The organism is bacterium, from assembly GCA_016708025.1.
In the GTDB taxonomy this organism is placed as follows: domain Bacteria; phylum Zixibacteria; class MSB-5A5; order GN15; family FEB-12; genus FEB-12.
This window is the reverse complement of sequence record JADJGQ010000003.1, coordinates 73,764-98,616: the sequence shown is the minus strand read 5'-3', so window position 1 is coordinate 98,616 and position 24,853 is coordinate 73,764. Positions and strand designations below refer to the sequence as shown.

Annotated in this window: 23 protein-coding genes; 19 read left to right on the top strand and 4 right to left on the bottom strand. The window is 54.9% G+C overall.

All coding sequences use genetic code 11. The features are described from left to right. Window positions 1–2: 2 nt before the first annotated feature. The 15 genes from plsX (at window position 3) to glmS (ending at window position 17,329) form a co-directional block, all read left to right on the top strand. Window positions 3–1,106 carry a phosphate acyltransferase PlsX gene (gene plsX, locus IPH75_11630; GenBank protein MBK7142718.1) on the top strand — a complete coding sequence of 368 codons (1,104 nt, stop codon included), beginning with the start codon at window positions 3–5 and terminating at the stop codon, window positions 1,104–1,106. After that, a complete protein-coding gene (locus IPH75_11625; protein MBK7142717.1) occupies window positions 1,045–2,022 on the top strand; it encodes a ketoacyl-ACP synthase III in 978 nt (325 codons plus the stop codon). The genes plsX and IPH75_11625 overlap by 62 nt, the downstream gene beginning before the upstream one ends. A 5-nt stretch (window positions 2,023–2,027) precedes the next feature. Further along, window positions 2,028–2,960 (top strand): ACP S-malonyltransferase, encoded by a 933-nt coding sequence (gene fabD / locus IPH75_11620; protein ID MBK7142716.1) that lies wholly within the window; start codon window positions 2,028–2,030, stop codon window positions 2,958–2,960. A gap of 10 nt (window positions 2,961–2,970) precedes the next feature. Next, window positions 2,971–3,705, top strand: a complete 735-nt coding sequence (gene fabG / locus IPH75_11615; GenBank protein MBK7142715.1) for a 3-oxoacyl-[acyl-carrier-protein] reductase — start codon at window positions 2,971–2,973, stop codon at window positions 3,703–3,705. A 36-nt stretch (window positions 3,706–3,741) separates the two neighbouring features. Beyond that, complete coding sequence (gene acpP, locus IPH75_11610) at window positions 3,742–3,981, top strand: acyl carrier protein (protein ID MBK7142714.1); 240 nt, start codon at window positions 3,742–3,744, stop codon at window positions 3,979–3,981. A 36-nt stretch (window positions 3,982–4,017) separates the two neighbouring features. Continuing rightward, the gene (gene fabF, locus IPH75_11605; GenBank protein MBK7142713.1) at window positions 4,018–5,265 is read left to right on the top strand and encodes a beta-ketoacyl-ACP synthase II; all 1,248 of its coding nucleotides are present in this window, start codon (window positions 4,018–4,020) and stop codon (window positions 5,263–5,265) included. Window positions 5,266–5,352: 87 nt separating this feature from the next. After that, on the top strand, window positions 5,353–6,009 hold the full coding sequence (rnc, locus tag IPH75_11600; protein MBK7142712.1) for a ribonuclease III: 657 nt from the start codon (window positions 5,353–5,355) through the stop codon (window positions 6,007–6,009). Window positions 6,010–6,138: 129 nt separating this feature from the next. Continuing rightward, a complete protein-coding gene (locus IPH75_11595) occupies window positions 6,139–6,924 on the top strand; it encodes an electron transfer flavoprotein subunit beta/FixA family protein (protein MBK7142711.1) in 786 nt (261 codons plus the stop codon). A gap of 39 nt (window positions 6,925–6,963) precedes the next feature. After that, window positions 6,964–7,329 carry a cupin domain-containing protein gene (locus IPH75_11590; GenBank protein ID MBK7142710.1) on the top strand — a complete coding sequence of 122 codons (366 nt, stop codon included), beginning with the start codon at window positions 6,964–6,966 and terminating at the stop codon, window positions 7,327–7,329. Between the two features lie 52 nt (window positions 7,330–7,381). Next, window positions 7,382–9,622 (top strand): hypothetical protein, encoded by a 2,241-nt coding sequence (locus tag IPH75_11585; protein ID MBK7142709.1) that lies wholly within the window; start codon window positions 7,382–7,384, stop codon window positions 9,620–9,622. Window positions 9,623–9,673: 51 nt separating this feature from the next. Further along, complete coding sequence (locus IPH75_11580) at window positions 9,674–11,437, top strand: ABC transporter ATP-binding protein (protein MBK7142708.1); 1,764 nt, start codon at window positions 9,674–9,676, stop codon at window positions 11,435–11,437. Window positions 11,438–11,496: 59 nt separating this feature from the next. Beyond that, entirely contained in the window at window positions 11,497–13,248 is a 1,752-nt protein-coding gene (locus IPH75_11575) for an ABC transporter ATP-binding protein (GenBank protein MBK7142707.1), read from the top strand. Further along, the gene (locus tag IPH75_11570) at window positions 13,238–14,050 is read left to right on the top strand and encodes an inositol monophosphatase (GenBank protein ID MBK7142706.1); all 813 of its coding nucleotides are present in this window, start codon (window positions 13,238–13,240) and stop codon (window positions 14,048–14,050) included. The genes IPH75_11575 and IPH75_11570 overlap by 11 nt, the downstream gene beginning before the upstream one ends. Window positions 14,051–14,107: 57 nt before the next feature. Then, the gene (gene glmM / locus IPH75_11565) at window positions 14,108–15,472 is read left to right on the top strand and encodes a phosphoglucosamine mutase (protein MBK7142705.1); all 1,365 of its coding nucleotides are present in this window, start codon (window positions 14,108–14,110) and stop codon (window positions 15,470–15,472) included. A gap of 21 nt (window positions 15,473–15,493) precedes the next feature. Beyond that, the gene (gene glmS / locus IPH75_11560) at window positions 15,494–17,329 is read left to right on the top strand and encodes a glutamine--fructose-6-phosphate transaminase (isomerizing) (GenBank protein MBK7142704.1); all 1,836 of its coding nucleotides are present in this window, start codon (window positions 15,494–15,496) and stop codon (window positions 17,327–17,329) included. Between the two features lie 68 nt (window positions 17,330–17,397). Here glmS and IPH75_11555 read toward each other — a convergent pair whose 3' ends face one another. From IPH75_11555 to IPH75_11545, 3 genes are read right to left on the bottom strand one after another with little or no spacing between them, the layout of a single operon-like run. After that, window positions 17,398–18,420, bottom strand: a complete 1,023-nt coding sequence (locus tag IPH75_11555) for a hypothetical protein (protein ID MBK7142703.1) — start codon at window positions 18,418–18,420, stop codon at window positions 17,398–17,400. After that, the gene (locus IPH75_11550) at window positions 18,401–19,927 is read right to left on the bottom strand and encodes a c-type cytochrome (protein ID MBK7142702.1); all 1,527 of its coding nucleotides are present in this window, start codon (window positions 19,925–19,927) and stop codon (window positions 18,401–18,403) included. Before IPH75_11550 ends, IPH75_11555 begins: the two co-directional genes overlap by 20 nt. Before the next feature lie 37 nt (window positions 19,928–19,964). Beyond that, window positions 19,965–20,399: a GNAT family N-acetyltransferase gene (locus IPH75_11545; GenBank protein ID MBK7142701.1), complete on the bottom strand. Its 435-nt coding sequence runs from the start codon at window positions 20,397–20,399 to the stop codon at window positions 19,965–19,967. A gap of 202 nt (window positions 20,400–20,601) precedes the next feature. Between IPH75_11545 and IPH75_11540 the strand changes: the two genes are divergently transcribed. The 4 genes from IPH75_11540 to IPH75_11525 are packed head-to-tail and all read left to right on the top strand — an operon-like array spanning window position 20,602 to window position 23,228. Then, on the top strand, window positions 20,602–20,886 hold the full coding sequence (locus tag IPH75_11540; protein MBK7142700.1) for a hypothetical protein: 285 nt from the start codon (window positions 20,602–20,604) through the stop codon (window positions 20,884–20,886). Window positions 20,887–20,935: 49 nt separating this feature from the next. After that, window positions 20,936–21,895, top strand: coding sequence for an alpha/beta hydrolase (locus tag IPH75_11535; protein ID MBK7142699.1), 960 nt, complete (start codon window positions 20,936–20,938; stop codon window positions 21,893–21,895). A gap of 56 nt (window positions 21,896–21,951) precedes the next feature. After that, window positions 21,952–22,716 carry a type III pantothenate kinase gene (locus IPH75_11530; protein MBK7142698.1) on the top strand — a complete coding sequence of 255 codons (765 nt, stop codon included), beginning with the start codon at window positions 21,952–21,954 and terminating at the stop codon, window positions 22,714–22,716. 23 nt (window positions 22,717–22,739) lie between these two features. After that, window positions 22,740–23,228: a DinB family protein gene (locus IPH75_11525; GenBank protein MBK7142697.1), complete on the top strand. Its 489-nt coding sequence runs from the start codon at window positions 22,740–22,742 to the stop codon at window positions 23,226–23,228. Window positions 23,229–23,253: 25 nt separating this feature from the next. Here the strand turns inward: IPH75_11525 and IPH75_11520 are convergent, their stop codons facing one another. Continuing rightward, a complete protein-coding gene (locus IPH75_11520) occupies window positions 23,254–24,636 on the bottom strand; it encodes a TonB family protein (protein ID MBK7142696.1) in 1,383 nt (460 codons plus the stop codon). Window positions 24,637–24,853 lie beyond the last annotated feature (217 nt).

Here is a 24,853-nt window from a genome sequence, read left to right as displayed (position 1 = left end):
TGATGAGCACACGTGAGACTTGCACGGTCGCACTTGACGTTATGGGGGCCGATGGTGGCCCGCAGGCGATCATAGAGGGGGGGCTGGAAGCAGCTCGCCGCCTCGGCGACGCTATTCACGTTCTGTTTGTCGGTCGCCAGGAACAGATCAAGAAGATCCTTGACCATGTCCGGGATCTGCCGAAAAACGTCTCCGTTCATCATGCCGAGTCGGAAGTCACCATGTTGATGGCGGCGACCGACGGTGTCAAAATGCGGGATAGTTCCATTGCGGTCGGACTCCAGGCGCACAAGCGGGGCCTGGCGGACGCGTTCGTTTCACCCGGCAACACCGGCGCCGTTATGGCGACCTCATTGCTGACCCTCGGACGTATCGAAGGGGTCAGTCGACCGGCGATCACCGCCGTTTTCCCCAGCAGTTCCAGCCGTCCGTGTGTGGTACTTGATGTCGGCGCCAATGCCGAATGCAAACCGCACCACCTTGCCCAGTTTGCCGTCATGGGGTCGGTCTATTCATCGATTCTCTTCAATATCGAAGCGCCGCGAGTCGGGCTGATGTCGATCGGCGAAGAGCGTTCCAAGGGGAATGAACTGATCTTCGCGGCCCAGCAACAGTTGCTCAAGAGCGAGACGGTGAATTTCGTCGGGAATATCGAAGGGCGCGATGTGATGAATGGGACGGTCGATGTTGCGGTCACGGATGGCTTCACCGGCAATGTCCTGCTCAAGTTCGGCGAATCAGTGCAGCCATTTCTCATGAAGGCTGTCCGTCGCCAGATACAGACCAATATCTTTTCGCGGATAGGCGTCGTGTTGATGGCGCCATTTCTCCGCCGGATCAAGAATTCATTCGACTACGCAGAGGCGGGTGGCGCGCCGCTGCTGGGTGTCAACGGGATCGTCATAATTTGTCATGGATCGTCAAACGCCCGCGCGATATTCAACGCGGTTAAAATAGCATTTGAAATGCACGCCAAAAAGATCAAGCAGCGTATCCATGACGAGCTGATAACCAACCACTTCGGTAAAAACAATGGCTCAAAAGATAAGCGCGAAGATCACGGGAACGGGATCATTTACACCGCCTCGGCGGATGACCAACGCTGATCTCGAGAAGATAGTCGATACCTCCGATCAGTGGATCCTCGAACGTACCGGGATTCGCGAGCGACGTATTGCCGATGAAACCATCAGCTGCGCCGATATGGCCACCGAGGCCGCGCGTAACGCCATGGCTATGGCCAATTGCGCTCCGGAAGATGTCGAAATGATCATTGATGCGACAGTCACACCTGACTACACGCTGCCATCCAATGGTTGTCTTATTCAAGAAAAGCTCGGACTGGTCAATGCGGTCGCCTTTGATATCGTGGCCGCATGCACTGGATTCATCAACGGCCTGACTATCGCCCGAGGATTCATCGAATCCGGAATGCATAAAAAGATAGTGGTCATTGGCTCAGAGAAACTGTCATCTTTCACTAACTGGAATGACCGCACCACCTGTGTGTTGTTCGGTGACGCTGCCGGAGCAGTGGTCGTGGAGCCTTCCACCGATGGAACCGGTATCCTTGCCAGCTTCATGAAGTCCGACGGCCGGATGCGTGATTGGCTCTGCTCCAAAGTCGGAGGGAACAAGTTTCCATACACGCCCGACTTCGCTTTTGACGGCAGTGATAAGATATACATGAGCGGCACCGATGTTTTTAAAGTCGCGGTCAAAGAGATGGGACGGGCCGCGGTTAAGGTGATCGAGGATGCCGGGTATAAACCGGAAGATGTTTCGCTGTTCATTCCGCATCAGGCGAACATGCGGATCATTGAATCGTTGATGAAGCGACTCAATCTGAATCCGGAAAAAGTATTCATCAATATTGAGAAGTACGGCAACACGTCGTCGGCATCAGTGCCGCTGGCTCTGGATGAAGCGAACCGCTCCGGACGGATCAAGTCTGGCGACCTGGTATTGATGGTGGCATTTGGCGGCGGGATGATCTGGGGCTCGGCCCTGGTGAGGTGGTAAACAGCATGAGCAAAACTGCACTATTCTTTCCCGGCCAGGCCTCGCAATACGTGGGGATGGGGAAAGATCTATATGAGCATTCTGCCGATGTTCGACGGCTGTATGAGTTTGCCGCTGACCAACTGTCAGCCGATATTGCTCATCTCTCCTTTGAAGGTCCGGCGGAAGAACTGAAGAAGACCAAGTTCACCCAACCGGCGATCATGCTGCATTCATTGGCGGTGTTGACCGTCCTGCAGAATGAATTGCCGCAGTTTCATTTTGCGGCGGGACATTCACTCGGCGAATATGCCGCGTTGGCGGCGGCCGGAGTACTGCGCTTCACCGATGCTATCGCGGCGGTGGTCCGTCGGGCGGCATTAATGGAAGAAGCCTGTGTCAAGAATCCCGGCACAATGGCAGCGATCATGGGGCTGGATGATGCCGCGCTGGAAAAAGTCTGTGCCGATGCGTCGGATGCAGGCACAGTGGTCCCCGCGAACTACAATTCGAATAATCAGACAGTTATCTCCGGTCATATTGCCGCGGTACAGAAAGCATGCGAACTGGCCAAGGCGGCAGGCGCCAAGCGCGCGATCATGCTCGAGGTTGGCGGCGCATTCCACTCGCCTCTGATGGCCTCCGCTCGCGATGGATTGCAGGCGTATCTCGCTGATATGGTGATCCTCCCCTCACGGCAGAAAGTGGTGGCGAACGTAACTGCCCAGCCGGCCGCGACCGGCGATGAGATCAAAAAGCTGTTGGTGGAACAAGTGACCGCTCCTGTGCGTTGGGCTCAGACGATGAGTTACCTCGCCGGCCAAGGAGTGACCAGAGTGATCGAAGTTGGTCCCGGCAAAGTTTTGACCGGAATGGCCAAGCGCGAGATGCAGCTCGAGCAGACGCTCAATCTCGATACGTTAAACGATATCAAAGCGATCTCAACCGTCAGCGCCTAGAAGGGAATTGATGCTGGATTTTAGCAACAAGGTAGTTGTGATCACTGGTTCGGCGCGCGGCATCGGTCGTTCGCTGGCGGAAGCGTTCGCCAAACTCGGCGCCAATGTGGTTATCACCGACCTCGATCAGGCACTGTGCGAACAGGTGGCGAAAGAAATATCGCCAAACGCGATCGGCGTGAGAGCAAATGTGACCAAGTCGGATGATATCGACGCGCTTTTTCAGGCGACGCTCGACCGGTTTGGACGGGTCGACATTGTCGTGAATAACGCGGGGGTAACCCGTGATACGCTGATGATCCGGATGGATGAAAAGGACTGGGACATGGTCCTTGACATCAATCTGAAAGGGGCGTTTCTTGTCACCAAAGCGGTCGCGCGCATCATGATGAAACAGCGCTCCGGCCGTATCGTAAATATCAGTTCGATCGTCGGCATCTCCGGTAATGCCGGTCAGGCGAATTACTCGGCCTCCAAGGCTGGATTGATCGGTCTGACGAAATCGTCGGCGAAAGAACTCTGCACGCGGGGGATCACCGTTAACGCGGTTGCTCCCGGGTTCATTGAGACCGAAATGACTCACAATCTGCCTGCCGCCGCGCGACAGGCGTTTCTGGATAATGTGCTGATCCCGCGATCCGGCACTCCTGATGATGTAGCCGCCGCCGTCCTTTTCCTCGCCTCCGATAATGCATCATACATTACGGGGCAGGTACTGACGGTCGATGGCGGCTTGACCGTGTAATTTAAGAATTGGACAACCATAGTAAGGAGATCAGTCATGTCAGTGGAAGAAAGAGTCAAAGAGATCATCGTTGAGCAACTCGGCGTCGAAGCCGGACAGGTCACGGAAAGCGCCAAGTTCGTTGAGGACCTGGGTGCCGATTCTCTTGACACCGTCGAACTGGTCATGGCGCTCGAAGAGGAATTCTCTCTCGAGATCCCGGACGAGGATGCTGAGAAGATCACTTCGGTCGGCGATGCCATCACCTACATCAAGACCAACGCCAAGCCTGCCTGAGCAGGTTTGGTTGAACCTCATCGGAAGTAGAGAGCAATGAAAGTACGCGCTGTTGTCACTGGTCTGGGAGTTGTTTCTCCAATTGGCAATTCGATCGAAGAAGCCTGGGAGAATATGCTGGCCGGCAAGTCCGGCGTCGGACTGGTGACGCGTTTCGACACCGCCAATTACACCACGAAAATTGCCGGAGAAGTGAAGAATTTCGATCCGGCCGCTTTCATCGACAAGAAGGAACTCCGCCGCATGGATCTCGCCGAGCAGTATGCGCTGGTGGCGAGTGAACTGGCGATGCGGGATTCCGGACTCGACGTTGCGTCGATCGACCTGGAGCGCGCGGGAGTGGTGATCGGGTCGGGAATCGGCGGGATCACGACGTTTGAGCAGCAGCATTCGACCCTGGTGACCTCGGGTCCGGGTCGTGTGTCGCCGTTCTTCATTCCGATGATGATCATTGATATGTGCGCAGGCATGGTGTCGATGCGGTTTGGCTTCAAAGGCCCGAACTACGCGACCGTCTCTGCCTGCGCATCCTCGGCACACGCGATTGCCGATGCGTTCCGCATCGTGCAACGTGGCGAAGCGGATGTGATGATCGCAGGGGGAGCCGAAGCGACGATCACGCCGACCTCGATGGCCGGTTTCTGCCAGGCGCGGGCGATGTCGACCCGAAATGAAGAGCCGGAAAAGGCCTCGCGTCCGTTCGACAAAGGACGGGACGGTTTTGTCATGGGTGAAGGTTCGGCGCTTCTCGTCATTGAATCGCTCGAACACGCTCAGAAACGCGGAGCGCGCATCTACGGTGAGATCCTGGGAGCTGGGATGACCGCCGATGCATACCATATGACCGCACCTCACCCGGATGGCGAGGGGGCGGCCCGTGCGATGAAGCTCGCGATCCGCGATGCCGGGTTGAAACCCGAGCAGATCAACTACATCAATACGCACGGAACCGCGACCGACCTTGGCGATATCGCTGAAACGCGCGCGATCAAAACGGTACTGGGTGAACATGCACACAAAACGCCGTGCAACTCCACCAAGTCACTGGCGGGCCATCTGCTCGGTGCCGCAGGAGCGATCGAACTGGTCGCCTGCCTGAAGTCGATCGAGACCGGCTGGGTTCATCCAACGATCAATCTCGATGATCCTGATCCGGAGTGCGATCTTGATTATGTGCCGAATCAGAAACGGAAATGGGATGTCACCTACGCTGTCAGCAACTCATTCGGGTTTGGCGGCCATAACGTTTCTTTAGTCGCAGGAAAATTGAACGGTACTGTCTAAATGGGTTTGTGGGACAGAGTCAGTCGGTTCTTCAGAGCAACCGAAATTCCACCTGAGGACCCTCGGTTAGAGGGGGTTCAGCAGTTGTTGGGATACCAGTTCCGCGATAAACAATTGCTTTTGCTCGGCCTGACCCACCGCTCTTATGCCCGCTCCACCAATCACGATCAGCAATCCAATGAACGACTCGAATTCCTCGGCGACTCCGTCCTCGGCCTGATCATCTCGGACCAACTCTTCAAAGATAACCCCGGCGAATCCGAGGGGAATCTCACCAAGACCAAAGCGATGCTGGTCAACGAAACGACCCTTTGCCAACTGGGGAAAGAGATCGGCTTGAATAAGTTCATCCGCTTATCGGCGGAAGAAGACAGGGCCGGCGGACGAGAGCGCGCCTCGATCATCTCCGACGCCTTTGAAGCGGTGATCGGCGCGGTCTATCTGGATGGCGGCATTGATGCCGCACGCGATATCGTGCTCCGTTCCATCTACACGCGTCGCGAGAAGATCCTGACCGACACTTCTCAGCGGAATTATAAGGGGGATTTGCTCGAATTGATTCAGGCGAAAGGGGAAGGGGTACCGCGTTATGATGTCGTTTCTGAGGAGGGACCGGATCACGAGAAGACCTTCCATGTGATCGTTACGATCGGTGGACAAAAGGTAGGCGAAGGGGTGGGGTCCTCCAAAAAAGAGGCAGAGCAAAAAGCTGCCAGCCAGGCGCTCGAAACGCTGGAGAAGTAACCCGGCCGTGCCGGTAATCTGTTGGCTGTCTTCCCGTTATCTCAATTCAATTCCAGAGCAATCCCTTGACAATTCAATCTCTATTTCTGATATTGGCGGCTCATTCGTTATTGGCGAAAGGTTGAGAAGATGAATATCGTCGTTCTGGTCAAACAGGTTCCCGAGATCGCGCTGATCAAAGTTGATGAGGCGGCCAATCAAGTGGTGCTCCCGCAGGGACCCGGCATTGTGAATCCGTTTGATGAATATGCGCTCGAAGAAGGACTGAGAATAAAAGAAAAGCATGGCGGCACGTGCGTCGTGATAACCGTGGGCACCGATCGCGCTGAATCCGCCTTGCGTGACTGTCTCGCCCTGGGCGCCGATGATGCCTACCTTCTGGCGGATGACCTGTTTACGGGCTCCGACCAGCAGGCGATCGCCAAGATCCTCGCCGCCGGGTTGAAAAAGCTCGGTTCGTTTGATCTGATTCTTGCCGGGAAACAGGCGGTTGATTCTGATTCATCGCAGGTCCCCGCGGCAGTCGCTGCCAATCTTGATCTGCCCCAGGCGATGTTCGTGAAAAAGTTCGAAGCGGTTGCCGCAGATAAAGTCACGGTCTTCCGTACGACTGAAGAAGGATACGATGTCGTTGAACTGGCTCTTCCGGCGGTGGTGTCGGTGGTGAAAGAGATCAACGAACCGCGTCTTCCGTCGCTCAAAGGTAAGATGGCCGCCAAGAAGAAAACGATCATCAAGTGGTCGGCTGCAGAGCTCGGGCTTTCCGGCGACGGTATCGGCGCGAAGTCCGGTACGAAGACGGTCAAGGTGTCTCCACCTCCGCCGCGGGCGAAGGGCGAGATGATCACTGGCGCGACTCCGGAAGAGATCGCGGAGAATCTGTTCAAGAAGCTCAGAGAGAATCAGGTGATCTGAAGATAGAGAGCCCCGCTCATGCGGGGCTTTTTTCTGCGTATGAGAATTCGACGACTGACCAATTGCCCCGAGATCATCGCCGGGGACAACACCCGACTCCGGGAGCTGCTGCATCCGGACAAGGGGTACCCATTCGATGGTCGCTACTCTCTCGCCCATGCGACCGTCAAGCCGGGGGAGACGACCTTCAAACACCGCCTTGCCACCAGCGAGGTCTACTACATCCTGGCAGGCGAGGGGAGAATGGCGATCGACAGCGAATCCGCCGATGTTACCGTCGGTGATGCCATTGAGATCCCCCCGCACGCGACCCAGTCTATCACCAATATTGGCCATACCGACCTGGTTTTTCTCTGTATAGTCGACCCTGCCTGGCGGGCCGAGGATGAGGATATCCTCGAATAACCGTAGTTTTTCAATTTTGACTTCTCGTTGAGCATAGTCCTATATTTTCCCTATGGGACGAATCAGCACGCACAGTCGTTTTGGCGGGCCATTCCGGCACTGCCTGCTTGGCATACTTCTCCTGTTAGCAACCTCGGCCATGGCCGGGAATGAGGTCGACACGAGGATCGCACTATCTGATCTTCGCGTGCTCTATCTGTACGATGATCCGCAGTCGATCGACTGGGCCAGTCTGTATTACCTGAATGACTGGTATGGAGCGCGGATCGATCTGGTGACAGTTCGCCCCGGGGATATCTTCTTGGCCCGCCAGTCCGGCCTCGATGACCGACAGCTCTACTTGCATACCTACTCTCTGCCGGACTCTGGACAGTACGTAGATTCGATCCTTTTCGATCTGTCGGCCTATCGCTACCCAGACATCATATTGATCGGCGATCTCTCAGCCAACAAGCAGGCGGAGTCACTGGCGGTGCAACTGATCCAGGCGCCATACGACAGCGTGAGACTATTCAATATCAGCAAGATCTATCGTGAGGTTGATTCGCTCGGTCGGTCGATGGGGGTCAGTATCAATGCGCGAGAACTGGCCAACCGGTATCGGGACCGCATGGTGCAGGAGATACCGACACTCTATCCGGGATTTGATTTCAAGCAGTCTGGCAGTGAAGCGTTGCTGCATTATGAACTGCTGGCGAACCGTCTGGACGCCGGTGCGGCGAAAGGGGATTTTCTCTCCGGTCTTGGGACCAACCGATTGGGGAGTATCGTGGGCCGAAGACTGTCCGACGGAGCGATCAAAGAATCTCTGAGCAAACGGATCAAGACTTACTTTTCGATGATCAGTCTCTCCACCGGGTCGTACGGCAAAAAGCGGGCAGAGCATATGCTCACCGGCCTGCAGGAACTCCGCACTTTCCAGCAACAGGCCAAATCGGAAGCGCGTTTGCAGGAGACTGCTGGATTTGCTGAGTATCTTGATGATCAGGTCGGCAAATTGCAGGAATTGGCGTTAGATGAGATCGGATTGCGCTGGGAGGGGAGGATCGTCGTGCGTGAATCTCCCGATGGTCCGCGAGTGAAATTCATTGCCACGCTCGCCTCCGATGGTCCAACCGAGATCGAATTGAATGAACTTCGCTTCGAGCCCTATTGGGACAGCACGGTGGTGATTCTGGACGGTGAATCCAAGAAAGTCCAGCCGCACCAGACTTTCGTGCGGGAATATCTTGTGGAGGTTGACCGGGAGAAGCTGGAAGCGCAGCAGCCGGAGTCGCTCCTTTTCTCGGCCTCGCTGGCGTATGGGAAGATGCCGTTTGCGGTATCATCCTCGGTGCCGATCTGGGAGGCACCGGATCTGGATGTTTCTTTCCTTCCGTCGTTTTTGTTCATACCGCCGGTTCCGGCACTGAATGTCGACAAGGTAGTGGATTCACGCACGTGGAAAGCGCTGATCACCAAACCACCGCACTTCTATGGAGCGGTCAGACTGCAGCTCGAAACACCGCGCGGTATGTTTGCCGGCGCCTATTTGACGGAACGTCAGATGCTCAAGGGGGAGCTGTCTGAGGTCGTGCGGATCCCCTTCACTATCTCGAACCTGTTCGAATTGGGGACACAGTCGGTGACACTGTCGCTGCATGCCAATAACAAAGTGGTGGCTACTGATACCGCACACATCCGGATCGCTTCCTGCGAGATCGATGATAAGATCAAGATCGGATTCCTGCCGGACACTACCGGTCTGCTCGAGGATATTCTGCGGATGACCGGCGCCGGTTTCCAGCCCATCACCGATCGTTCGTTGGCGGCTTCCGATCTCGACATGTACAACGTGATCGTGGTCGGCTCGGGATCATCGCGAGATTATCCGTCATTGCGGAATATGCGGGACCGTCTGACAGACTTCGTGCGCCATGGCGGATCGTTGATAATCCTCGGTCAGCCGACCGACTGGCCCGAATCAGCGTTGCCGGTTGGATTTGTGCCGGCGAGCGAGAAGTTGAGTGGGCGGGATATTCTGAATCGGATCCCTGGCGCCAACATGTTGTCCAAACCGTACGCGATCTCCGACCGCGGGTTATTAGATCAACTGGAACGCAAGCAGATGCTTAGTGCGGCGGTGGTGACACCGGCTGAGAATATTTTCGTAACGCCATCAGGCGCCTCGCTTCTGTCGGTCTCCCGATTGGGGGATGGACAGGTGATCTACTGCGGCTTGCCGCTACTCGAAATGGTGGGTCAACTGAATATTGAAGCGATTCACTTATTGGCTAATATCCTGAACTATTAGGCCTCGGTTGTGTTATACGTATTTTACAGAAGGGTTTGACGACGTATATCTATGCCAGAGGCTCAGTTGCAATCCACACCATCCCGCTTCGCCGTTCTCGCAAAATATCTTAAGGGGTACCGGGGATACCTGTTCTTCGGCGCGATCGCTGTGCTGTTTGCCAACGGTCTGCTGCTGATCAACCCCTATGTTCTCAAGCTGATCTTTGACGCTCTGGAGAATGCTGAGCCGCAGGAGACGGTGCTTTGGTACGTTCTCCTGATGCTCGGACTCTCAACCGTGGCCGGCATTTTCCGCTTTTTTATGCGCCGCACGATCATCTGGATGTCCCGCAAACTGGAGTATGATCTTCGCGATGAACTCTTCAGTCATCTGCTGACGCTGTCGCCGGCATTTTACGACCGGAACCGGACCGGCGATATCATGGCCAAAATGACGAATGATCTCGAGGCGGTCCGAATGATGATCGGGCCGGGGATCATGCAGATCGCCAACTCGATCGTCACGATCGCGGTCGCGCTCAGTTTCATGATCTTCCTTTCCCCAAAATTGACCCTGTATGCGCTGATGCCTGCGGTACTTTTGCCATTCCTGGTCAACCGCCTGGGAAATCTGGTGCATAAGAAGTATTCCAAGATCCAGGAACACTTTTCGATTCTGACTGCCGCGGCTCAGGAGAACCTGGCGGGAATTCGCGTGGTCAAGGCGTACCGTCAGGAAGAAGCGGAAATTGAGCATTTTGGCAAGATCAGCCAGCAGTACGTGAAGCTGAATATGGATATGGCCAAGCTCTACGGGATCATGTTCCCGTTGCTGATCTTTGTCGCATCACTGTTGAATCTCGCTGTCCTCTATTTTGGCGGATTGGATGTGATAGAGGGTCGTATTCCTCTCGGGACAATCGTAGCGTTTTTCGCCTATCTCACCATGCTCTTTTGGCCGATCATGGCCGGCGGATGGGTGGTATCATTATATCAGCGCGGAACAGCCTCGCTCGACCGAATCAACGATGTCCTGAATACCAAATCCGTGGTCAAGAATGACCGCGAGCAGATGCATGTCGCCGAGATGAAGGGGGAGATTGAGTTCCGTAATCTGATCTTTGCCTATGACGGGTTGCCGATTCTTAATGGAATTTCGCTCAAGGTGAAGTCCGGCATGACGGTCGGTCTGGTCGGCTCGGTCGGCTCCGGCAAAACGACTCTGGTTTCGTTGTTGCCAAGACTCTACCCGGTGAAGCGCGGGATGTTGTTCATCGACGGGGTTGACCTGAACGATTGGGATCTCGCATCGCTGCGCAAGCAGATCGGATTTGCCACACAGGAGCCGTTCCTCTTCTCTGATTCGCTCCGGGATAATCTTCGGTTCGGCGACTCCGACGCCGCTGAGGAACGGGTTCGCGAGGTTGCCGAAGTTTCGGCCTTAACCAAAGATATTGAGCAGTTTCCTGAGGGATATAATACGGTCGTCGGCGAACGCGGCATCACTCTCTCAGGAGGGCAGAAGCAGCGGACGGCTATCGGCCGCGCCTTGTTGCCCGATCCGGCGGTGGTGGTACTCGATGATGCAACCTCCGCGGTCGATACCGAAACCGAGGACCAGATCAACGAACGGATGCATGCGGCACTTCGACACAGGACGACCTTCATCATCTCGCATCGAGTGTCCTCGGTCAAAGAGGCCGACCTCATCATTTATTTGGTGGATGGCAAGATCGCCGAGCAGGGGAACCATCACGAACTGATCGCACAGAACGGCCTGTATGCCGAATTGTATCGCGCCCAGTTGCTGGCCGAGGAGATAGAGAAACTGTGAGCCAGCCGAACGGAATACACGAAGAAGAGGCGCTGGGTAAGGCGTACGATGCCCGGTTGATGAAGCGATTGCTTCACTACCTCGCTCCATATAAGAAGTGGGTGGTGGTCGCGATCACGATGTTGCTGATTGGGTCGCTGGCGCAGATCTCGCTCGCATTCATAACACAACATGCGATCGATGACTATATCACGACCGGTATTGCCGACGGTTTCGGGCTGGTCATCCTGCTTTATTTCGGCGTGATGGCGCTGGCTCTGGTCGCCAGCTACGGCGAGACCTTTGTCACGATGTGGCTGGGGCAGAAGGTGCAGTATGATATCCGTATGGAGATCTTCCGCCACCTGCAGCGGCTCCACCTGGGATATTTCGACAGAAATCCGGTCGGACGATTGTTGACCCGCGTCACCAATGATGTCAATGTCCTGAACGAATTGTTCTCTTCGGGCGTGGTGACGATGATCGGCGATATCTTTACGCTGCTCTTTATTGTTTGCGCCCTGCTTTATTACAACTGGGAATTGGCGCTGATCACCTTTACGGTGCTACCGATCCTGATAGGCGCGACAGCGCTCTTCCGTTCACGGGTGCGGAATGTCTATCGCCAGGTGCGCACTGCACTCGCCCGATTGAACGCATTCGTGCAGGAGCATGTCACCGGCATCAAAATTGTCCAGTTGTTCAACCAGGAAGAACGGGTCGGGAAGAAGTTCGATTCGATCAACAAGGAACTTCAGACATACCATTTCCGGTCCGTGCTTTATTATGCGGTTTTCTTCCCGGCGGTAGAAATAATCGGTTCGCTGTCTCTTGCACTCTTGCTTTACTATGGCGGATTCCGCCTGCAGGACAGCACACTGACATTCGGTGAGCTGGTTGCGTTCATTTCGCTGGTACAGCGATTCTACCGCCCTATCGCGGACCTTGCGGAAAAGTACAACATCCTGCAATCCTCCATGGCGTCTTCGGAGCGGATATTCGCCCTCTTGGATACCGAACCGGCGATCATCGAGACATCGACGCCGAAGCATATCCAGACATTCAGTGGGAAGATAGAAATATCCAATGTCTGGTTTGCCTACCAGAAAGAGGATTGGGTTCTCAAGGATGTTAGTTTCACCGTCGAGCCGCGACAGAAGGTGGCAGTCGTGGGCGCGACCGGCGCAGGGAAGACCTCGCTCATCTCGCTCTTGTATCGGTTCTACGATTACCAGAAGGGGTCGATCAAGGTCGATGGAGTGGAGTTGCGTGATCTTCCCAGCGCGGAATTGCGCAGCCACCTGGCGCTCGTGTTGCAGGATGTCTTCCTGTTCAGCGGGGATTACGCCGGGAATATCCGTTTGCGCGACCGGAGCATTTCGGATGCGCGGGTAAAAGAGGCATTGGAGCGGGTCGGGTTTGGCCGCTTCATGGATGCACTGCCGAACGGACTTGCAACTGAGATTCGGGAGCGTGGCGCGACCCTGTCCACCGGACAAAAGCAGTTGCTGTCGTTCGCAAGAGCACTGGCTTTTGATCCGAAGATTTTGATTCTTGACGAAGCGACCAGTTCGGTGGATACTGAAACGGAACGATTGATCCAGCGGGCACTGGATGAATTAATGAAGGATAGAACCTCGATCGTGATAGCGCACCGTCTCTCGACTATCGAGAAGGCGGATAAGATAATCGTCCTGCACCATGGACAGGTCCGCGAGATAGGCGGACATGCGGAACTGATGCAACAGCGCGGCATCTATTATAAGCTATATCAGATGCAGTACAAAAAGCAGACCCTGGGGTCCGAGGCACAGGCAAATAGTGTCAGATAAGTTAAGTCGAGTCGGGCAGCGCGAGGCAGAGAGGCTGGTCGCTTTTGCGCGCGAGCTGGCGATCAAAGCTGGTGGCATACTTAAGACCGGTTTTCATCAGCGTATCAGTATCGAATTCAAAGGGCGAATCAACCCGGTCACGAATGTCGATCTGCAGTCGGAGCGACTGATCACGCGAACGATCGCCAAGAAGTTTCCGACTCATACCATCTTGACCGAAGAAGGGGCAAACAGCACCGGGAGCGCCGGAGTTCGCTGGGTGATCGACCCGTTGGATGGCACGGTCAATTTTGCGCATGGCTTTCCGGTCTATTGCGTATCGATCGGTATTGAGATCGACGGTCGCTTGGCAGGAGGGGCGGTCTTTGATCCGGAGCGAAATGAGCTGTTCTGGGCGGTGAGCGGCGGCGGGGCGTTTCTGAACAAAAAGCGGATACGAGTAACCAGCGAATCGCGACTGGAGCGATGTCTGATGGCGACTGGTTTTGCCTACGATATTGGGACGGCCAAGCGGAATAACCTTGGTCTGTTCGCCAGAGTGGCCAAAAAGGTGCAGGGGGTGCGGAGGCCCGGGTCGGCAGCGATCGATCTCTGCTGGCTGGCATCGGGAAGGCTCGACGGATTTTGGGAGCTGAAACTTGCGCCCTGGGACACTGCCGCCGCGAAAGTGGTGGTTGATGAGGCGGGCGGAAAAACGAGTCGCGTTGATGGATCCTCGCACTCGATCTTCTCGGAAGACTTATTGGCAACTAACGGCCGTATCCATCGTTCCATGATCGGTCTGCTCAGCGGCGGCAAATAGCGCGCAGTTGAGCGGAGAAGCTGCAACGACAATTTCATCTATACGGGAATAGAGATTATGAATTCGAACAATCTGGTCAGGTCGACCTCCGGGGTACGCGGGATAATCGGGGCAACGGATGGTCTGGAGCCAATGCTGATCGCGCAGTACGCGATGGCGTTTGGCACTTTGATGGGGAAGGGAAAGATCGTGTTGGGACGCGACAGTCGCGTGTCCGGCGACATGGTTTCGCATGCGGTGATATCCGGTCTGATCGCCACCGGGCTTGATGTGGTCGATATTGGGATCGTCCCGACGCCAACGGTTGAGATAGCGGTCACGGGATTGAAAGCGGCAGGCGGTATCTGCGTGACGGCATCGCACAATCCTTCCGACTGGAACGCACTCAAGTTTTTTAATAAGCAGGGTGAGTTCATCACTCCGGCGCAGTATGTCGAGCTGAATCGCATATTTGAGTCGAAGCAATTCGCGCTCAAGTCATATAGCAAATTGGGTAAAGTGTCGCACCAATCGACCTGGATCGACAAACATATCGCGGCCGTGCTGGCGCTGAAGACTGTCAACAAGCCGGGGATCAAAAAGCGGAAATTCAAAGTGGTGGTTGATGCCATCAATGGCGCCGGTTCCGAAGCACTCCCGCGACTGCTCGAAAAACTGGGCGTCAAAGTGATCCGGATCAACTGCAAAGGGGATGGAGATTTTGTCCATATGCCGGAGCCGATCCCGAAACATCTGACCGAACTGGCGAAGAAGGTCAAAGCTACCAAGGCTGATCTTGGAATGGCCTGCGACCCGGATGCCGACCGGCTGGTGCTGGTGGACGAAAATGGCAAGGCAATCAATGAAGAGCTGACGCTCACGATCGCGGTCCAGCAGGTACTTCGCTCGAAAAAGGGGAAGGTCGTCCTTAACCTGTCGACCTCAAAGACGACCGAGATGGTTGCTCGTAAGTTCGGCGCCGAGGTCTTTTACTCTAAGGTCGGCGAGGCGAATGTCGTAGAAATGATGCATCAGGTGAAGTCACTGATCGGCGGCGAAGGGAATGGCGGGGTGATCTATCCGGCCTGCCATGCCGGGCGGGATGCCTCAGTGGGCGCGGCCCTGGTATTGAGCTGTCTGGTGGAAGAAAAGTGCAGTCTGAGTGCTCTTGTGGAAACTTTCCCGCCGTATTATATTATAAAATCAAAAGCTCAACTTCCGGGCGATTTCTCGACCAGACTACAGCGATTTGAAGCGGAAGCAGAGAAGCTGCTGGGGCCGACGACGGTGGACCGTCGCGATGGTCTCCGGTTTGATTTCGACCGAGGATGGGTCCAATTGCGGACCTCAAACACTGAGCCGATTTACCGATTAATAGTGGAGACCAGCGACCGGAAGCTCAGCGAGTCGCTCACCGAGCAGGTAGTCGCGTTCTTCAAGTAACAGTAAGGCAGGAAACAGGTTATGTGCGGTATTGTAGGGTATGTTGGCAGCAAGCAGTGTCTTCCGATTTTGCTGTCCGGGCTCAAACGCCTGGAATATAGAGGGTACGATTCAGCCGGTATTGCCCTGATGACCGAGTCCGGGCTGATGGTCTCCAAAGCGGTCGGAAAGATCAAAATGCTCGAAGAAGCGGTGACCCATGCCGAACTTCAGCATATCAATTGTACCCGCGGCATTGCGCACACTCGATGGGCGACCCATGGCGAGCCGAACGAGCTTAACGCGCACCCCCATATCGATAATTTTGGCGAGTTTGCCCTGGTGCATAACGGCATTATCGAAAACTATCGCACCCTGAAAGAGTACCTCATTCGAAAAGGGGTAGTCGTCAAAACTGAGACGGATACTGAGATCCTGGTCCATATGATCCGGCAGAACTACCATGGTGATTTCACCGCGGCGGTTCGCGACGCTCTGGCGCGAGTCGAAGGAACGTACGGCATTGCCGTCATATCCTCGCTTCACCCGGATACGATCGTGGCGGCGCGAAACGGTTCACCACTGGTGTTGGGACATGGCGATGGCGAGAATTTCGTCGCCTCCGATGTTTCTGCCATGCTCGAACATACCAATCGCGTGGTTTACCTGCAGGATGGCGAGATCGCGACAGTGACGCCAAACAGCTACTCGATCACGACCATTCAGAATGTCCATATAACCCCGACTATCGAAGAGATCAGTTGGTCGCTCGACATGATCGAAAAAGAGGGGTACGATCATTTCATGCTCAAGGAGATCTATGAGCAGCCGGTCACCCTCCGGAATGCGATGCGCGGGCGCATCAATTTCGAGGAAGGAATCTCCCGGCTCAATGGTCTCAACCTGCAGTACGATGAACTTCGCCGGATCAAGCGCGTGGTGATCACCGCCTGCGGAACAAGCTGGCATTCTGCTTTGATCGGTGAGTACCTGATCGAGGAGATGGCGCGCATTCCTGTTGAAGTCGAGTACGCCTCGGAATTCCGTTACCGTTCGCCGATCATCGACGAACATACGATGTTGCTGGCAGTTAGTCAGTCGGGCGAGACGGCTGATACGCTCGCGGCGTTGCGCGAAGGGAAAAAGCATGGCGCGACTGCCCTGGGGATCGTGAATGTGGTCGGTTCAACGATCGCTCGCGAATCAGATGGCGGTGTTTATATTCACGCCGGGCCGGAGATCGGTGTTGCCTCGACCAAGGCGTTTACCTCGCAGTGTATGGTGCTTACCCTGATCGCCAATCTCTTGGGACGGATGCGTTCCATGTCGGTGGCGTCCGGTCAGGAACTGATGACCAACCTGCAGGAGATCCCGGATCAGATCGATCGGATCCTCAAGAATGCGCAGGCGGTGCATGATATCGCTCAGACCTATTATCGCAGCGACAATTTCCTCTATCTCGGCCGCGGAATCAACTTCCCAGTCGCTCTCGAAGGCGCGCTCAAGCTCAAGGAGATCTCATACATCCACGCCGAAGGCTACCCCGCCGCCGAAATGAAACATGGGCCGATCGCGCTGATCGATGAGAATATGCCGGTGGTCGTTATCGCTCTTAAAGACCCGGTTTATGACAAGGTGATGTCGAATATCGCCGAGATCAAAGCGCGCCGCGGTCGTGTGATCGCCGTGGCAACTGAAGGTGATCGAGAGATCGCCGACAAGGTTGATCATGTCCTTTTCGTACCGCAGACGCACCATATGCTGACACCGCTGTTGTCGGTCATTCCGTTGCAGTTATTGGCGTATCATATGGCGGTACTGCGTGGCTGCCCGGTCGACCAACCGCGCAACCTGGCGAAGTCTGTTACAGTCGAATAGTCGACTGCCCGATTTAATCGAAAGGCCGCCCAGACGGGCGGCCTTTTTTGTTTGGGAAAATCAACCGCTCAGGTGGCCGGATTCTTGCCCGCCCGGAAGAGACGAATCATATACCAGACGGTTGCCAAGGCAATGACGAAGCAAACGAGAAAGATCAGGAAAGGTGACCACTGCATCCGGATCGGGATGGCTGTGGGGTCAAGGGTACCTTCGAGTTTGACCAAACGAACGTAGTGGCGGCTTGTCACCATCAAAAGCAGGGAAGAGAAGATCAGGATCGCAGCACCGACGAACCGCTTCTTCATGAAGAAGTGAACTGCCGCCGCAGAGAGAATGATACCGATGGTCAGGACGATGATCCCCGGGGAGCGCATGAATTGACGGATATGTTCGCCAAGAGTGAAGATGTAGGCAGTTCCCACCAGTGCGGCCAGGATCCATCCAACCAGGAAGAACTTGCGTCCGACCGTGTATGCCTGCTGATTATTTCTGCCGATCCATCCGACGAAAAATCCGCCGACTGTGATCGCTCCAAGGATCATGTGGAGCCAACGAAGGGCATATTCCATGATACTGTTATTCCAGGACAGCCCCGACTGGTCTTCAGCATAAAGCGTCTTGATCATGTCCGGTCGTTCTGCTATTGAGAAGACAGAGCTGTAAACCAGGGAGATGTAAATCAGTCCCGCCAGGGCAATCAGCATTTTGCGCCCGGTGCAAGCATCCTTCTTCTCCGTCAGTGACGCTCCATAAAGGAAGTAGTAGCTTATCATCAGGACGACGGTGATCATCAGCCAGAACCATCCGCTGACAATTGATGCCGCGTAGACCTGCCGGTGATAGACCAGTTGCACGAACAGCAACGGAGCAACTCCCAACGTAACCGTTGCGGCGGTTGCCGTGGGGAAATACTTGATGAATGTCCGAACGGTCGGGTCCTCCCATCGATCAGTGAATTTCCCCCATAGGAGAACAATGATCCCGCCGACAAGGAAGTTCATGGCGGCGAAATGAAGAGTCAGTGTCAGGATATGCAACAGGGTCACCAGCCAGAGCGGTGCAGAAAGGAAATTATAGTCCGGGAGTTGCATTGGTCTCTCCTTTCCCGATCGTCTGGAAGAACTGGATGAGGGCAGCTCGGTCGGTGGAATCTGCCGTGAAAGGAGGCATTCCCTCTCCAAGATCGGCCGCCATGTCCAGCAAATTGTTGTAATCATCGACGGAGAGCCCGGTCAGCGAGACAGTTTTGTCGCTTGGTCCGCCAAACTGGTGGCAGATCCCGCAGCGGGAGTCAAACACTCTTCTGCCGAGCGCGACATCCGCAAGTCGATACTGCTCGCTCATGGGGCGTTGGTCTATTTGCGAATGAATATAGAGACCGAGTTTCTCCGACTCCTCTGTCGTACCCATCCAGCTCGGCATGTTTCCCTTGAGCAGGTCTGTACCCCTGACGACGGAGGCGATGAAGGCCGGGTCAGTGCCGTTGAATATTGGAGCCATCGGCTTGTAGCCATCGATCGTGTGACAAGTCCGACAGGCGCGATTGAAGAGGTCCAGACCATCATTCCCCGTTCGATACGCCATGTGAGGAAGAAGACCGTCCGCCTGATAATCCGATGCATGGGCTACTTCGAGGCCATGTGCGTACACATATCCGCTCACGACCCAGGGTTTGCGAATGGACTCGCGAAACCACTCAAACTCGCCAAACCCGAACAGTCCGATCAACATTGCCAGGATAGCAACGGCCAGATGATAAAAGCGCGTGAGGAATATGCCAAAGACGATCAGGATGGCGGCAAGAATACCAGCCAGCCAGTAGGAGGTTTCGATAGCTCTGATCGGTGTTGCCATCGTCTGCATGGCAGTCGCGATCAGATCTGCCGGAATGGCTTTCCAATACCAGTAGAAGGTGGGCGCCATGACGGCAAGTCCGACAACTCCCCAGGTTGCGTTGTAGCGTATCAGTTTCTGTTTGGATGCATCATTGGTCAATCGCGAAGCAACCAGCAGCGTGTACAATCCCGCAAGCAGAATGCAGACTCCGGTGCGGAAGAAGAGGGAAGGCCAGTAAGTGGCATTAAAGAACCCGTCCCACATCTCGCCGGTAGTGAGCCAATCGCCGGGTGTGAGCATAAAGGCGAGAATGCCATTGATCACCACCAAAGAGAGCCAGGCGGCAACGAAGTAGATCCAACCGAGGATCATATGATTTTTCGCGGACATCGTTTTCCAGCCATAATAGTAAAGAATGGCAGAAGCGATCTCGATGACGAAAAATGTCCACTCGATCGCCCATCCCCAGACGAAATTGTGTATCAACAACTCGGTCGCCGCGGGGTTGAGCAGGCCGATAATGAACCAAATGCCGACTCCGGACAGCGCACCGAACACCAGAGTCACTAACACAAAGAATTTGCTGAGCTTCTCAAGATAAAGCAGGCGAGCGGTGTCGTTGGCTTTGCGCGCCAGTCGTTCCGTGAGCACCAGATACAGACCGCCGCCGATGGCAAAGTGTGAGACGAAGACATGCAAAACTGAGATGATAGCCATCAGCCAGCCATAGCCAATGCCGACGTCCCAAAACGGGTAGTTCATAGACAACCTCCAGTATATTGGAAGACTCGATCAGTCTTCACGCATCAGGACTTTTTCGTTTTCGCCAGAGGCGGATCTCCGTCACGCAGGAGTAGCCGGCCCGAGCAAAGGCGGCCATTGAAGGAAGATTCTCTTCGTCGATCAGACCGGCCAGGACGATCGCCCCCTGGCTTTCGAGGAACTGCTCGGCGGCCTCGATCAACAATCCAGCGTAGCGTTTACCGCGGTGATCCGGGTCTATCGCCAGGCGGTTCAGCCAGCCGCGGCGACCATCCCAGTTCGCGATGATCACCCCAAGCAGACGGCCGTCGATCTCAAGGCCAAGAAACGCGCAGTAGGGGCGCGTCATTTCTTTTGCCAGCATGTCTTTTCGCTCGCGCCCGCCCGGTTTGTAGGGAAGGCCAGCATCGGACCAAACCCGCACGATCTCATCATAGTCGGCGATTGTCAGCCGACGGATCTCAGGCTCCATATTTCTCCTCCGACAAGGGAACCAAAACTGTTCGTAACTGGACAGATCCACAGTCGATTTTCTCACAGAATATATCGTCTCGCGACCGCCGCTTCCAAGACTCAACATGCGAGGGCGGTGCGGATGGGAGAAAAAAACAATTGAATAATGTCGCCAAAGAAGTGTACTTTGGGCTAGGAGGACTAACCTAAAGGAGCATGCGATGCAACAGCCGCAGCCGCCGGTTTACTACAAGAACCCAGGATTGGCCGCCGTGCTTTCATTCTTCTGGACCGGGCTCGGGCAGATCTACAACGGCCAGCTTGGGAAGGGGATTATCTTTATGCTGGCATACGGTGTGTCGATCATCCTGATGTTCCTGTTGATCGGCTTCATCACCACCCCGATTCTCTGGATCTATGGGATGTGGGATGCCTACAAATCAGCCGAAAAGATCAACTATTGGACCGCCCAACGTTACGGCGGACAGGGACCCGGATATAGTTGAGTCATGATTGACCGTGGCTCTAGCGCCGTTGGTCATGGGGTAATTCAGATTGTCCATTCATAGGAAGACTCTTGCCTGGGTTGTCTGCCCGGTATTAGCAGTCGTCATTCTTTATCTGGCGTTCAGCTATCTGACCGATCAGATGGTGACAGATGCCGAACGAAGTGCACCCCCCATAGGAAAATTGCAGATGGTTGACGGGGGACAGATGCACTATCTCCGACAGGGGAGCGGAGACCCGGTCGTGTTGATTCATGGTCTGGGCGGATTGCTCCAGGATTTCACCACGCCTATGTCCGACTCTCTCTCCGGAACTTGCGAGTTTATTGCGCTCGACCGTCCGGGATATGGATACAGCGAGTACGCTACCGACAGTCCGCTCACGATCGCGCTGCAAACTCGCATGATCCATGCATTGCTGGACAGTCTCGGCATAACGCGGCCGCTCATCGTTGGACATTCGTTAGGTGGCGCTATTTCTCTCAATTATGCGTTGACCTATCCGGAAGATTGCTGTGGGCTGATTCTGCTCGCGCCGGTGGCTTATCCGGTTACCCGCATGTCCGAGATCTTCGGCGACGCAATCACCTCCCCTTTGGTCGGTGAACTTACATTTACCAGCGTTGCCACGCCGGTTTCACGAATGCTGGCCTCGGAAACGGTGAAGCGAGCCTTTGCTCCCTGCGAGGTTCCGGCCAGTTATCTGGAGCCGCGCGTCGGTATGACCACCCGGCCAAGTCACCTGCGAGCCGCTTCGGAAGATCTGGCCCACCTCAATGATGCCCTGGAAAGTATGTCGATTGACTATGGAAAGATCAGGCTTCCGGTGACGGTAATTGTCGGTGACTCCGACCAAGTCCTCGTGCCGGAGGAGCAGTCAGTCCGACTGGCCGCTCAAATAGCCGATGCTGAGATAATCTTTCTGACGGGTTGCGGACATCAGGTCCAGCACGCATACCCGGGCACGGTGGCCGAGGCAATACGGCGCCAACTCGGCTTAAGCAGGTAGAGAAAGGCCCGCGCCAGCGGGGTTGACTTCCCCAGCCACTCCGGTATATTCCAGTCATGCTCCTGGCAATTGATATTGGCAATACCAACACGGTCGTGGGGGTCTATAAAGGACGTACCCTGAAAGACCATTTCCGGGTCGCGTCAAATCGCACCCTGACCACCGATGAAGCAGGTTTTTTCTGTACCGGTCTTTTGGAACGGATGAAAGTCGCCAATGAGGAGATCGATAAGGTAGTGATCGCTTCGGTCGTTCCACATTTGACGCCGGTTTTTGAGACGATGGCCAGGAAGTATTTCGGCTGTGTGCCGGTGGTGGTATCCTCACATATTCAGCTTTCCATCAAGATCGAAATAGACCATCCGGAGCAAGTAGGCGCCGACCGGATAGCGAATGCCGTTGCCGGGTTCTCCAAATTCGGTGGCCCGGTGATCATTGTCGATTTCGGGACAGCGACAACATTTGATGTCGTGAATGAATCCGGCGCGTATATCGGGGGAGTGATCATTCCGGGGCCGGAGACCTCGATGGCGGAGTTGGCCCGGCGCGCGGCGCGTCTGTTTGAAGTACGGATCGAGCCGCCGAATACTGTTGTCGGCAAGTCAACTGCCGGAGCACTCAAGTCCGGCCTGTTTTACGGAACGGTCGGGCAGGTTGATTTCATTATCGACAAGATAATCGAAGAGACCGGTTTCGAGCGGGCGACTATTCTGGCAACCGGCGGGTTGGCCAGCAATATGGAGAAATTCTCCCGACATATCCGGATGGTCGACCCGACCTTGACCCTTGAGGGGCTTCGCCTGATCGGCGACCTGAATTAAACATCATTCCACTGGAGCAATCTATGTCCGTCTCACGCGACGCACTCCGCTCTCACCTGATCACCATGCATGGCGCGGTTCGCCGGCTGGTAGAAGATATCACCGAGGAAGAATCGATTCATCAGGTCCCCGGCTATAACAACCATATCAAGTGGTTGACCGGGCATATTCTGACCACGACTGTCCTTTCGGGCAAACTGCTGGGCGGGCATATTTCGTTGCCCGAAGGGTGGCATGAGCTGTTCCGTCGTGGGGCGGCCCTGAATCCTGATCCGAGCGCCTTTCCGACGATCGAAGCGATCCGTGAGCGGCTGTTCGATTATCAGCGAATGGTAGTGGAGTTCCTTGATCTTCTTGATGAAGGGGAGCTTGCCAACGAGATCGAGATCGCACCCGGATGGCAGGATACACGCCTCGGAGCGGTGCTGTTTTTGAAAGCGCACGATTTCTACCATGCGGGGCAGATCGCGGTGATCCGACGGACATTGGGTAGAGAGCGGAGTTTTGGGTGAGCGATCCGCTCTCAATACGAGGTAGTCATTCCAGTCTGAACTCCACTTTATAGGTCACCCATGCGGCGATCGGCCTCCCGTTGCTTTTCGCAGGAATATACCGATTGCTGATTGCCGCTTCGACAACCGTCAGATTCATCGGACGAACAAAGCTTTCTTTGGTGACGGTAGCCATGCGGACTGAACCGTCAGCGTCAACTAGCGCGGCGACCTCAATTGTTGCTTCCAGGCCGTACCTTCGCGCAAGCTCATGATAGTTAATGGGGCTGGAGTAGGTCAGGACCGGGGGTGAGTAGCCTGAATCTGGTAAATGGTCCGTATCTATTGATGGTAGGCTATCAATGTTCAGTGCAGGCATCTGCGAGGGAATAAATAGACAGCGATGTGATATTTTAAGACTATCCTTCGGGTCATATCTGTCCGGGGCGACAAACTTCAGTTTTCGCAACATCCGCTCCGCCAATCCATATAATGATGAATCCGTATTTTGGTAGAATGGTCTGAGGGGAATGAGACCATGTGCAGTGTCATTGACAAGTTCTATCTCAATCCGAGAGCTTAGTTGCTGATTCAGTACCAATCCCAACTTTGGGATCGCGATTGCGCTAACAGATGGAACTGCCAGGAAGTGATCGATTCGGGTATATGCGAAAGGGACATCGACCCACATCGCGATCGGTTCTCCTCCGAACGTGGCCGGATTGAACTGCTGGACTCTCACGAAATGGACCGCGGCCGAATCGACAGTTGGACTTCCGCCAGACTTCACAATGCGATAGTCACGCGGTATCCCATTGGCGTCGATCAGTACTTTGATCGTACCAGTGTCCAAAATCTGTATCTGATGTTCGGCGTCGAGTATCTCGATGGTGATCGGTTTGGTGGAGGACGCAGGTGTGTCAAACGCAATGATGCTGTCAACGGTCGGCAGGCTGTCGCCCAAATAAGGATTATCGTAAGGATCGAAGTTGACTATATAGTGCATCCATTTAGAGGTCTTGCGTCGGCCTGTATTCGGAGGCGGCTGGAATCGGGCCTGTTTGACTGCTTTCACGGCCGCTGGTTCGAAGTCAAACCACTCCGGATGACAAGCGACGATCTCTGTTTGCTGTGGGACACCCTCCGGGCTCATTTTGATCTTGATCCAGACCCAGCCGCCAACCCGCTTCTGCAAAGCTTTGACGGGGTACAGCGGCCGGATACTGTCGAGTGGAACCGCTATGTAGGCAGAATCGATCTCTGAGTAAAGCCGATCCTGACCGACGAGACGGCCCGAACTGTAGAACGGGTCATATTGATTGGGGACATTGAGGCTGCTACTGCGGCGTTGGGCATGCACTCCGGACGGCCATACGACAGCCCCCACCGAGAAGCAACAGATGATTAGAAAGGAAAATATACGCCACATAGTTAGGTTATTCCCTCACTGCATTCAAGATAGTGAGTTGTTGGCCGCCAGTAAAGCAGAAGGTGGTGGCCCGAATCTCCAATCCCATGGGCCGTAATCTTCTTGACATAATAGAGCTTGAAGGCCATATTGAATTGGGATTTGGATATCCATTTAGTTTAACTCGCTGGTTGTCTGATCGTCAATTGGTCAGTCGCGCGTGACAACGCGATGACAG